The organism is Paraniabella aurantiaca, assembly GCF_050309965.1.
Lineage (GTDB): Bacteria > Bacteroidota > Bacteroidia > Chitinophagales > Chitinophagaceae > Niabella.
Genome location: NZ_JBLOSY010000003.1, coordinates 416,516 through 428,467, shown reverse-complemented (window position 1 = coordinate 428,467; position 11,952 = coordinate 416,516). Strand labels below are relative to the sequence as shown.

The window sequence follows — 11,952 nt, the reverse complement described above, 5'->3', positions numbered from 1 at the left end:
AGTTCCTGAACTATATTTGTGATCTTTATTATGTCCAGCAAAGTATTGATCATAGATGACGAAGAGAAACTTCGTACGCTTTTAGCCCGCATTATAAGTATTGAAGGTTTTGAAGTGCTGCAGGCACCCAATGCCAAAACCGGCTTAAAGAAGCTGGAGACAGATGGCATTGACATTGTGATCAGCGATGTAAAATTACCGGATGCTCATGGTGTAGATCTGGTGCAAACCATCAAAGAAAAATATAAGACCGTTGAAGTGATACTGCTAACCGCCTATGGCAATATTCCGGATGGGGTGCAGGCCATTAAGAACGGAGCGTTTGATTATATTACCAAAGGAGACGATAATAATAAGATATTGCCCATGCTCAGCAGGGCTGCTGAAAAAGTGGCTTTAACAAAAAGGGTGCTGCAACTGGAAAAGCAACTGGAGAAAAAATATTCCTTTGATACCATTTACGGTAAATCCAAATCGATACTGACAGCGGTGGACGCGGCCAGGAAAGTGGCTGCTACCGATGCTACCGTATTGCTTACCGGCGAAACCGGTACCGGTAAAGAGGTTTTTGCACAGGCTATTCATAATGGTAGTACCCGTGTAAAATTTCCTTTTATCGCCGTTAACTGTTCTGCCTTTAGCAAAGAATTATTGGAGAACGAATTGTTTGGGCATAAAGCTGGTGCTTTTACAGGCGCCATAAAAGATACTAAAGGTATTTTTGAAGAAGCTAATAACGGAACGGTGTTTCTCGACGAAATTGGTGAAATGCCTTTAGACTTGCAGGCCAAGCTGCTACGGGTATTAGAGGCTGGTGAATTTTTAAAAGTGGGTGACAGTAAAACAACAAAGATCAATGTGCGGGTGATTGCCGCCACTAACCGCGATTTGCAAAAAGAAATTGAAGAGGGCCGCTTCAGGGAAGACCTGTTTTATCGGATCGCTGTATTTAATATTGCATTGCCTGCCCTAAGGGAAAGAGTTACAGATATAGAAATGCTGGCGCAGTTCTTCCTTCAAATGTTTGCAAAGAAGATCGGCAAAAAGATAGCTGCCCTATCTGCTGATTATATTGCCGCTTTAAAGCAGCATGGCTGGAAGGGTAATATACGCGAGCTGAGGAATGTAATTGAAAGAAGCGTGATACTGACTGATGGTAATGAATTGAACACCGATAGTCTGCCGGCTGAGTTTCAAATGTCAGTGGGCGCTGCCGCTATGGATGGTAAGAAAACCTTGTCTGCATTCGATCTGGCAACTGCTGAGCAATTGCATATCCGTAAAGTGATGAACTATGCCAACGGTAATAAAACAGAAGCTGCCCGGCTTTTAAATATAGCCCTTACTACACTGTATCGCAAACTGGATGAATACCAGATCAGGTAGCCTATCAAAATGATAGTACACCCACTTTCAAAACGCCATGCTTTGATCTATGATTTTTGATAGGCTTATAATGAATTTGTTGAGCATCAGTCAATAACGCCAAGGGATGATGAGCGGCATATAATTGGCCGGTTGGTATTCAACCAATCATTACAATTATGAATCAATATGAAGCGGCAGACGAAATCGCGATGATCGTTCCCGGGGCCACTCCCGACCTATGCGAGGCTATGAAAACAAAAAATCCTTTCAAAACCATCAGGATATTCAGCCGGCATTTTAAAACTATAATAGATGCGCACAACCTGCCAATGGCTGAAAAATGTCTCCGTGTGATCGGCAAAATTTATGATAAAGGAGATGCCGTTGTAAAGAGCGCAGTAGAGACTGTTTTTATATTCTCGCTGGATTTACTAACAACTTCCTGCTCTGTAGCCGAACGTAACCAGATCATGAGTAAACTACCTATCCAGGTATTTACCGCGTATTACCGCCAGGTATATAAAACTGCCTTGTAAATTCATTTTTTCAATTTAATAAATAGATAAATATGGACGATCTCGTCATAGTCAGGTCGGCAACTATACATGACCTGCATTTCGCATCCGCTATTATTGCGGAGATAGCATCATCAGCTAAAGCCAGGGGGAGTGGTATTGCCAAAAGAAGCGAAGCTTATATACATGAAAAGATGCTGGACGGAAAGGCCGTTATAGCAGTAACGCAGGCAAACGAATGGGTGGGTTTTATTTATATGGATATATGGGATAACGGCGCTTATATATCGCACTGTGGTTTAATCGTTGCGCCTCCATTCAGAAGATTGGGTGTAGCTACCCGGTTAAAAGAAAAAATATTTGAGCTATCCCGGACCCGGTTTCCCGATGCAAAAATATTTGGCATTACAACAACATTGGCTACTATGCGTATCAACTCTAAACTGGGTTTACAGCCCGTTACCTTTTCCGAAATAGTGCAGGAGGAGGAGTTCTGGAATAAATGTAAAAGTTGCGTGCACTATGCAGATCTACACAAAGCGGGGTTCAAAAACTGTTTCTGCACAGCGATGATGTTTGATCCCCGTTACAATGATCTTGTAGCTGAGCAGGATAAAAGCGCCTTGCTTATTACCGAAGTACTCTAATCTCATGCTAATTGATATGAATCCTGAACCTTATCAAAATGATAAAGACCCTTTCAAAATGAAAGGGTCTTTTAGTAAGGTGAAAGAAGGTGTTCTGTTTTAATGATTTGTTTACCAATATGTTAATTCATTTTTTATAAAATTGGAATACGAATTGACTTTAGGTTGGCATAATAAATATTCAAAAATGGATCGTAGTCATCAACATTCAGTCAAAGCACCTCCCGGTGCCTTTTTACCCCAGCTCTTAATAATCCAACACCTAAATCCTACCGTATGACAGCTCTTTTAATCCTGGCAGGCCTTGCCCTGTTTGCATTGTTTTTTGCTTTCATCAAATACTTAGAAAAGATATGATCACCTTATTTATGGTAGCCATTGCAGTGTTTATATACATCTGTTATGTGCTGGTAAAGCCCGAAAAATTTTAAAAGCAAACAGGAGTCTCCTGTTCGTTCCAGTCAATCAAAAATTATCAAAAAATCAAAATGAATACAGAAATCTCCGGAGTCATCCTGATGTATGCCCTGGTGATCGTGATCGCGATCCCGTTGGGGAAGTATATCGGTAAAGTTTTCAGTAATGAGTCCACCTGGCCCGACCGGCTGTTCAATCCTATCGACCGGGCATTTTATAAACTGGCAGGGGTTGACCCGTCCAGGCAGATGACCTGGAAGCAGCACCTGCTTTCTTTGTTAACCATTAACCTGGTATGGTTTATCCTGGGTATGTTCATTTTAATGAACATGAGCTGGCTGCCACTCAACCCGGATGGCAATCCATCGATGGGGGCCGACCTTGCCTTTAATACCGTTACCAGTTTTATTTGTAATACGAACCTGCAACACTATTCAGGTGAAACAGGCATGTCGTACCTGGGGCAGCTGGTATTGATGTTGTTCCAGTTTATCAGTGCTGCCAGCGGTATCTCAATAGCTGCAGTGTTATTTACGGCAATGAAGGAACGCACCACTACCCAACTGGGCAATGCTTACTTCCTGTTTGTTCGTACCTGTACGCGCATTCTTTTTCCGGTAGCATTAATCACGGCATTTCTATTATTGCTGAATGGTACACCGATGACTTTCAGGGGCAAGGATACTATTACCAGTTTACAGGGAGATACTGTGCAGGTAAGCCGCGGACCTGTAGCTGCTTTTGTACCTATTAAACATCTCGGCACCAATGGAGGTGGTTTTTTCGGACCCAATTCTACACATCCGCTGGAGAATCCTAACTATATCACCGACATCATAGAGATGGTGGCGCAGATGATCATCCCCGTTGCGTTGATCTTCACTTTGGGTTGTATACTAAAGAGGAGAAGGTTTGCCTGGATGATCTTTGGTGTGATGACGATCGGTTTCCTGCTCCTGGTCATCCCCGCTATTATCAATGAAGTGAATGGCAATCCTGCCATAAGCCGGATGGGTATTGCCCAGCCATTGGGTAATATGGAAGGAAAGGAAGTCCGTTTCGGGCCTGCGGCTTCGGCTTACTGGAGCATTGCCACCACCGTAATATCTACCGGGAGCATCAATTCCATGCACGACAGCTTTATGCCTCTAAGTGGTATGAACCAGCTGTTGGGAATGATGGTAAACTGTTTCTACGGAGGTGTTGGTGTAGGATTAATGAACTTTTACATCTTTATCATACTGGCCGTATTTATAAGCGGATTAATGGTGGGTAGAACACCCGAGTTTATGGGTAAGAAAATTGAAGCAAGAGAAATGAAAATAGCCATGATCATAGCCTTGCTTCACCCACTGTTAATACTGGCAGGCACTGCTATTGCCAGTCATTTGTATGCTGGCAATCCTGAAGCGTATGCGGGTTGGTTAAACAACCCCGGCTATCATGGTTTTAGTGAAATGCTTTATGAATTTACCTCTTCGAGCGCCAACAATGGAAGCGGCTTTGAGGGACTGGGCGATAATACGCCTTTCTGGAATATTGCCTGTGGTATTGTAATGATGATGGCCCGCTATCTGCCAATCATTGGGCCTATAGCCATTGCCGGTAGCCTGGCTGCTAAAAAGTATATACCTGAAAGCGCAGGTACATTAAAGACAGATACGTCCACCTTTGGCCTGATGATATTTGCTGTGATCGCAATCGTTGCGGCCTTATCCTTTTTTCCTGCATTGGCTTTAGGACCTATTGCAGAATATTTCTCACTCTATTAAGTCAATAAAATGAAAACCAATAATAAACTGTTTCAGGCCAGCCTGGTGAAAGAAGCGCTGAAACAGTCCCTGATCAAATTAAGCCCGGCAAAGATGTTTCGCAATCCGGTGATGTTTACCGTATGGGTGGGTACACTCGTTATGGCCGGTGTGTGTATATGGATCGCAACCGGTGAGCAAAGCCAGGGAAGCCTGACCTATAATATAGTTGTTACCGCCGTACTGTTGGTGACGCTTCTGTTTGCCAATTTCGCTGAAGCGATTGCAGAAGCAAGAGGTAAGGCCCAGGCCGATAGTTTGCGTAAGACCCGTGAAGAAACACCTGCACGCCTGATACAGCCGGTGGGAGAAATGTATGTGAATGAGATAAAAATAATTTCCTCCTCACAGCTTAAAAAAGGTGATGTGTTTCTTTGCGAAGCAGGAGACATTATCCCATCAGATGGAGAGATTATCGAAGGGTTGGCTACTATTGATGAAAGCGCCATTACGGGCGAAAGTGCACCTGTAATAAGAGAAGCGGGTGGCGATAAAAGCAGCGTTACAGGCGGTACTAAAGTTTTGTCGGATAAGATAAAGGTAAAAGTGACTACCGAGGCGGGCGAAAGTTTTCTCGACAAAATGATCGCCCTGGTAGAGGGCGCCAGCAGGCAGAAGACACCTAATGAGATTGCTTTGACTATCTTACTGGCGGGCTTTACGCTGGTGTTTATTATCGTAACGGTTACCTTGAAACCGTTTGGCGATTACGCACAAACGCCTATCACTATAGCAGCTTTTATTTCTCTCTTTGTATGTTTGATTCCTACCACCATTGGTGGCTTATTGTCTGCCATTGGTATTGCCGGTATGGACAGGGCCTTAAGAGCTAACGTGATCACCAAGAGTGGTAAGGCGGTAGAAACCGCGGGCGATATTGATGTACTGCTGCTGGATAAAACAGGTACCATTACCATTGGTAACAGGAAAGCTACACATTTTCATCCGGTTGATGGTGTAACAAAGGAGCAGTTTATAAAAGCAGTTGTATTGAGCTCCGTGGCTGATGAAACACCCGAAGGTAAGTCGATTATTGAACTGGCGGGTGTTGATGTGAAAGCCTACCTGGTTCCTGATGCACAGTATATACAGTTTACTGCAGAAACGAGAAGTTCTGGAATTAATTATGACGGAAACCAGATCCGCAAAGGCGCTGCAGATGCGATCCGTAAACTGGTAGAAAAAGCTGGCAATTCATTTCCCGGCGACGCGGTAAAAAATGTACAGATGATATCGAGTAACGGAGGAACACCATTGGTGGTTGCTGAGAATAACCGTGTAATGGGTGTGGTAGAGTTGCAGGATATCATTAAGCCAGGTATACAGGAGCGTTTTGAACGTTTACGTAAAATGGGTATTAAAACTGTAATGGTAACCGGTGATAATCCGTTAACAGCAAAGTATATTGCTGAAAAGGCAGGGGTTGATGATTTCATAGCAGAAGCGAAGCCGGAGGATAAAATGAATTATATCCGCAAAGAGCAGTCGGAAGGACGGTTGGTGGCCATGATGGGCGACGGAACCAATGATGCGCCTGCACTGGCACAGGCAGATGTAGGCGTGGCGATGAACAGCGGTACCCAGGCGGCAAAGGAAGCCGGTAATATGGTGGACCTGGATAATGATCCTACCAAACTGATCGAAGTAGTTGAAATAGGAAAGCAGCTTTTAATGACAAGAGGCACATTGACAACCTTTAGTATTGCCAACGATGTAGCCAAGTACTTTGCTATTGTCCCTGCGTTGTTTATTGCCTCCATCCCGGCATTGCAGGGTTTAAATATCATGAACCTGCACTCGCCTGAGACTGCGATACTTTCAGCGGTGATCTTTAATGCTATTATTATTCCGCTGTTGATACCATTAGCTTTGAGGGGAGTTGCTTATAAACCTATCGGAGCGAGCGCCCTGCTTAGAAGAAACCTGCTGGTATATGGCCTGGGCGGCATCGTTGTTCCTTTTATAGGCATTAAACTGATCGATATGGTCGTGTCTCTCTTTATTCAATAATTCTTTAAATAAGTATAAAAATGAAAGAAAATATAATGCCTGCTATCAGGCTTACGCTGGTGTGTCTTGTTTTTTTCTGCGGCATTTATACATTGATTGTTTTAGGGCTTGCGCAGGTTACGCCAGGTAAGGGCGGTGGGGAAACGATTAATGAAAATGGTAAAAAATATTATGCCAATGTGGGACAAAAATTTACGGAAGATCAGTACTTCTGGTCAAGACCCTCTGCTGTTGACTACAACGCAGCAGGTGCGGCGGGAAGCAATAAAGGTCCCTCCAATCCTGACTATTTGAAAACCGTTCAGCAACGGATCGATACTTTTCTTGTACACAATCCCGGAATTCAGAAAGAAGATATACCCTCAGACCTGGTTACTGCCAGCGGGAGTGGTCTTGATCCGCATATTTCTGTGCAGGCTGCCCGGATACAGATAAAAAGGATTGCTGCAATACGTGGGATCAATGAAAGCAGGGTGCAACAGCTGGTAATACAAAGTATTGAAAAGCCCCTGCTGGGTTTATTGGGAACGGAAAGAATCAATGTGTTAAAGCTGAATATAGCATTAGATCAATTAAAATAGTAAACAGGAAAGCGATATCAAATGAAAAAGATTTTAATGGCAGGAATGCTGTTGGCTGGTATGGATGGATTCGCACAGGAAGATAGCACCCGGTCTGCATTAACGGTTAGCGGATACCTGGAGGGTTATTATACATACGACCTGGCGCGCCCGTCCAATCACAACAGGCCATCGTTTATATATTCGCATAACCGCCACAATGAAGTTAATCTTAACCTGGGTTTAATTAAAGCAGCCTATCAAAACAGCAATGTAAGAGCGAACCTCGCTTTAGCAACCGGTACCTATATGAATGCCAATTACTCGGCCGAGCCGGGTGTATTGAAAAATATTTACGAAGCCAACGCCGGTGTTAAAATATCCAGGCATAAAGAACTATGGATAGATGCAGGCGTATTCTCATCGCATCTGGGTTTTGAAAGTGCTATAGGAAAGGATAACTGGACTTTAACAAGAAGTCTTTTTGCGGAAAACTCGCCTTATTTTGAAACTGGTGCGAAACTATCCTATACTACTGATAATGGGAAGTGGCTGATAAGCGGATTGGTATTGAACGGCTGGCAACGGATACAAAGGGTAGACGGTAATAATACCCTGGCGTTCGGACACCAGCTGACTTACAAACCCAATAGCAGGGTTACTTTTAACAGCAGTTCTTTTATCGGTAACGACAAGCCGGATAGTATCAGACAGATGCGGTACTTCCATAATCTTTATGGTGTATTCCAGCTAACAGATCAATTAGGGATTACCGCTGGTTTAGATATAGGGGCTGAACAAAAAGCAAAAGGGAGTAGAAGTTATAATACCTGGTATACTCCTGTCATGGTCATTAAGCTAAGCCCGGCGCCCAGGCATAGTATTTCGGCCAGGGGAGAATATTACCAGGATAAAAACGGTGTGATCATTGCAACTGGTACACCTGAGGGTTTTAAAACCTGGGGCTATTCGCTCAACTATGATTTCCTGGTGTTACCTAATGCGATGTGGCGGGTAGAAGCGCGCGGTTTTTCATCAAAGGATAAGATCTTTGTAAAGGAGAATGAGCCTTCTTACCATAATTATTTTATCACCACTTCAATAGCTGTTGCTTTTTAATGGCAGATAGTAATCATACCGCTCAACATTTTCTCGATCTCATCAGGAAGTCGAAGAGGGGAAAGTTTAAAGTATATATTGGCATGAGTGCCGGTGTAGGCAAAACTTACCGGATGCTGCAGGAGGCCCATGCCCTGTTGAGAAACGGCGTGGATGTTCAGATAGGGTATATTGAAACCCATAACCGGAAGGAGACACATGCCTTGCTGGACGGACTACCTGTCATTCCCAGGCGAAAGCTTTTTTATAAGGGTAAGGAGTTGGAGGAGTTGGATATGCAGGCTGTAATCAATCTCAGGCCGGAAGTGGTAATTATAGATGAGCTGGCACACACCAATATAGAGGGCAGCAAAAATAGCAAGCGCTGGCAGGATGTAATGGATATACTGGAAGCTGGAATCAATGTGATCAGCGCTGTAAATATCCAGCATATAGAGAGCCTGAATGACGAAATAAAGGAAATTACCAAAGTAGAGGTAAAAGAGCGGATACCCGATAGCGTATTGAATAAAGCTGATGAAGTGGTTAACATCGATTTGACCGCCGATGAGTTGATAACCCGGCTAAAAGAGGGTAAGATATATGAAGCGACTAAGATTGATGCGGCATTGAATAACTTTTTCAAAGGCGATCATATTTTACAGTTAAGAGAACTGGCGCTGAAAGAAGTGGCATCGCATGTAGAGCATAAGGTAGAAAGTGAAGTAACTAAAGTGAACGCCTTGCGGCATGAGCGCTTTATGGCCTGTATTGGAACCAATGAAAAAACGGCCCGCCTGGTAATCCGTAAAACAGCCCGCCTGGCCAATTACTATCACAGTAAATGGTTCCTGTTGTATGTACAAACGCCCCGCGAGAACGCTGACAGAATTGCGTTAGATAAACAACGGCACCTGATCAATAATTTTAAGCTGGCCACCGAGTTAGGTGCTGAAATCATCAAGGTAGAAGCAAGTAACGTGGCAAGGGCTATTATGGAACAGTGTGAAGAACGACAGATCACAACAGTTTGTATCGGTAAACCTCATTTCTCTTTGTTTGGTATTATCATTTCCACAGGTACTTTCCAGGCGCTGTTAAATAAGTTGTCCTGCAACAATATCGATCTTGTAATTTTATCATAATATGAGTGCTGAAGCATTCATCAAACAAGATGAGCATAAAATAAATACGGATGAGAATCAAGGCCAAATTGACAATCGGTGTGGGGCTATTATTCCTGATGATCTTGCTGCTGGCATTGATCAGTGGCAGATATGTGTACCAGTTAAAGGCAGATACGGCCAATATATTGAAGGCCAATTACAATACATTGGAGTATGGTCGTAATATGCTGTTGGCACTGGAGGATGTAGGCACGGATACCACTGCCCTGGTAGCTTTTGGCCGTAACCTGCAGGATCAGCAAAAAAATGTAACCGAGCCGGGTGAAAAAGAAACGACATTGCGCATTGCTGATCATTTTACGCAATTACAAAAAAATACCGCTGAAGAAGGCTTGAAGTCTTTTATCCGAAAAGATATTTCGGAGCTGATGCGGTTGAATATGGAAGCCATAGAGCATAAAAGCGAACTGGCTACGACCACGTCAGAAAATGCGATTCTCGTTATTTCGGTAGTGGGAACTCTTTGTTTTATTGTTGCTTTTGTTTTATTAATCAATCTGCCTTCAAGTATAGCTAATCCCATCAAACAGCTCACTTCCAGTATAAGACAGATCGCCAATCAAAACTATAACCAGCGGGTGCATTTTGATAAAGCCAATGAGTTTGGAGAACTGGCTCAGTCGTTTAATGTAATGGCTGAAAAACTACAGGAATATTCAGATAGTAAGATCGACAAAATATTGAAAGGAAAGAAACGGATCGAAACGTTGATCAATAACATGCATGATGCGGTGATCGGTATTAATGAAAAAAGAAAAGTGCTGTTCGCCAACGATGAAGCGCTTATATTAACCGGGCTGAAACGGGAGGACCTGGTGGGGAAGAATATACAGGATGTGGCGATTCAAAACGACCTGGTGAGGTTGATAGCCCAGGCTATCCTGCAACCTGGAACAGCTGGAGATAGTACACCGCCGATTAAAATCTATGCCGATCAAAAAGAAAGTTATTTCGAAAAGGAAATTGTTGATATCAATATTACGCCTACCGGCGAAGACGAGCCCCAGTTTATCGGGCAGGTGATCATCTTAAAAAACATCACTCCTTTTAAGGAGCTGGATATTGCTAAAACCAATTTCATTGCAACAGTATCTCACGAGTTAAAAACACCTATAGCATCTATTAAAATGGGGCTGCAGCTATTAGGCAATGCGCAGGTTGGCGTGCTAAATGATGAGCAACAATCGTTGGTGAATGGTATTAGTGAGGATGCCGGCCGGCTGTTAAAGATAACAGGGGAGCTGTTGAATTTAACGCAGGTTGAAAGTGGTATGATACAAATGACAATGATGCCTACACCAGTCTACGAAATTGCCCAATATGCTTTACGGGCAACTAAAGCTGCAGCCGATCAAAAGCAGGTGACAATAGAAACCATATTTGCAGCCGACCTGCCAGTGGTTATGGCCGATGGCGAAAAGGCGGCTTGGGTATTAACCAACTTATTGTCTAATGCAATTCGTTATACAAAGGATAGCGACCCAATCGAGTTGAGTATTCAGCAGAAAGATCAACAAATAGTCTTTTCAGTGAGGGATCGTGGACCAGGAATAGCTCCTGAGTTTTTAGAGAAAATATTTGACCGTTACTTTCGTATGCCGAACGAAAAAACAGAAGGTACCGGTCTGGGCCTGACTATTTGCAAAGAGTTTATTGAGGCACAGGGAGGAGTTCTTTCGGTAAGCAGCGAACCGGGACTTGGAAGTTGCTTTTCATTTACATTAAACATAACCGGGGCAAAGCAAGCGTAATTGATTTTCAATCCCGCTGTCACTCATAACAAACCGCATCAATTTTATTGAAAAATGCATCCGACTGGCTTGTGAGACCCAAACCTCAGCATAGCCCTGGCCAGTGCCTCCACTGGCTGGAAGGGAAAGGTAAACTATATGTAATAATAATTTTGATACCTGTTTATTATCAGGCCTTATTTATGTATGTCTGCTAAACCTTGTTTTACAGAAACAAAAAAAATATACCGAATATGTTAACCGTAATATAAAACGCTGTATATTTGTCTACCTAAATTATAGACTAGTAGCTGTTAACCACCGGCAGCTGTATATCTAAACTAAAATATAATGACTAAGCTAGTAAACCTTGTGACCAGCTCACAAAACGGCCATGTCTTTGGCCGGGTGGTGTGTTCAAGTAAAATAAAAAGCATGTTTTGTTGCTGTTGTTAAGCAACACATCAGTTAGCTATATCATTCCGATATTCAAATCTTGCTGCAATCAGCAAAAGGCACCTCTTTACCTGTCACTATAATCGGTGGTTGGTTATGGAGGCGGTGCGGAGGGCCTTTTGCTGATTATTTTCAATCATTTTATACTCCCTT

General features: G+C 43.1%; 10 protein-coding genes. All 10 read left to right on the top strand.

Translation table 11 applies throughout. The annotated features are described in order from the left end of the window. Positions 1–30: 30 nt before the first annotated feature. The 10 genes from ACLOAU_RS25095 to ACLOAU_RS25050 all read left to right on the top strand — a co-directional run bounded on the left by ACLOAU_RS25095 (position 31) and on the right by ACLOAU_RS25050 (position 11,364). Entirely contained in the window at positions 31–1,386 is a 1,356-nt protein-coding gene (locus ACLOAU_RS25095; RefSeq protein ID WP_427864659.1) for a sigma-54-dependent transcriptional regulator, read from the top strand. A gap of 158 nt (positions 1,387–1,544) precedes the next feature. Continuing rightward, entirely contained in the window at positions 1,545–1,904 is a 360-nt protein-coding gene (locus tag ACLOAU_RS25090) for a DUF7674 family protein (RefSeq protein WP_427864658.1), read from the top strand. A 32-nt stretch (positions 1,905–1,936) separates the two neighbouring features. Continuing rightward, on the top strand, positions 1,937–2,530 hold the full coding sequence (locus ACLOAU_RS25085; protein ID WP_427864657.1) for a GNAT family N-acetyltransferase: 594 nt from the start codon (positions 1,937–1,939) through the stop codon (positions 2,528–2,530). 353 nt (positions 2,531–2,883) lie between these two features. Continuing rightward, positions 2,884–2,961, top strand: coding sequence for a potassium-transporting ATPase subunit F (locus ACLOAU_RS25080; protein WP_427864902.1), 78 nt, complete (start codon positions 2,884–2,886; stop codon positions 2,959–2,961). A gap of 57 nt (positions 2,962–3,018) precedes the next feature. Continuing rightward, entirely contained in the window at positions 3,019–4,719 is a 1,701-nt protein-coding gene (gene kdpA / locus ACLOAU_RS25075; protein WP_427864656.1) for a potassium-transporting ATPase subunit KdpA, read from the top strand. Between the two features lie 9 nt (positions 4,720–4,728). Beyond that, entirely contained in the window at positions 4,729–6,768 is a 2,040-nt protein-coding gene (kdpB, locus tag ACLOAU_RS25070; RefSeq protein ID WP_427864655.1) for a potassium-transporting ATPase subunit KdpB, read from the top strand. 20 nt (positions 6,769–6,788) lie between these two features. Further along, positions 6,789–7,349, top strand: coding sequence for a K(+)-transporting ATPase subunit C (locus ACLOAU_RS25065; RefSeq protein WP_427864654.1), 561 nt, complete (start codon positions 6,789–6,791; stop codon positions 7,347–7,349). Between the two features lie 21 nt (positions 7,350–7,370). After that, complete coding sequence (locus ACLOAU_RS25060; RefSeq protein ID WP_427864653.1) at positions 7,371–8,447, top strand: porin; 1,077 nt, start codon at positions 7,371–7,373, stop codon at positions 8,445–8,447. Then, positions 8,447–9,571: a sensor protein KdpD gene (locus ACLOAU_RS25055; RefSeq protein ID WP_427864652.1), complete on the top strand. Its 1,125-nt coding sequence runs from the start codon at positions 8,447–8,449 to the stop codon at positions 9,569–9,571. Before ACLOAU_RS25060 ends, ACLOAU_RS25055 begins: the two co-directional genes overlap by 1 nt. A gap of 50 nt (positions 9,572–9,621) precedes the next feature. Beyond that, positions 9,622–11,364: a sensor histidine kinase gene (locus ACLOAU_RS25050; protein WP_427864651.1), complete on the top strand. Its 1,743-nt coding sequence runs from the start codon at positions 9,622–9,624 to the stop codon at positions 11,362–11,364. The last annotated feature ends 588 nt before the right edge of the window (positions 11,365–11,952 follow it).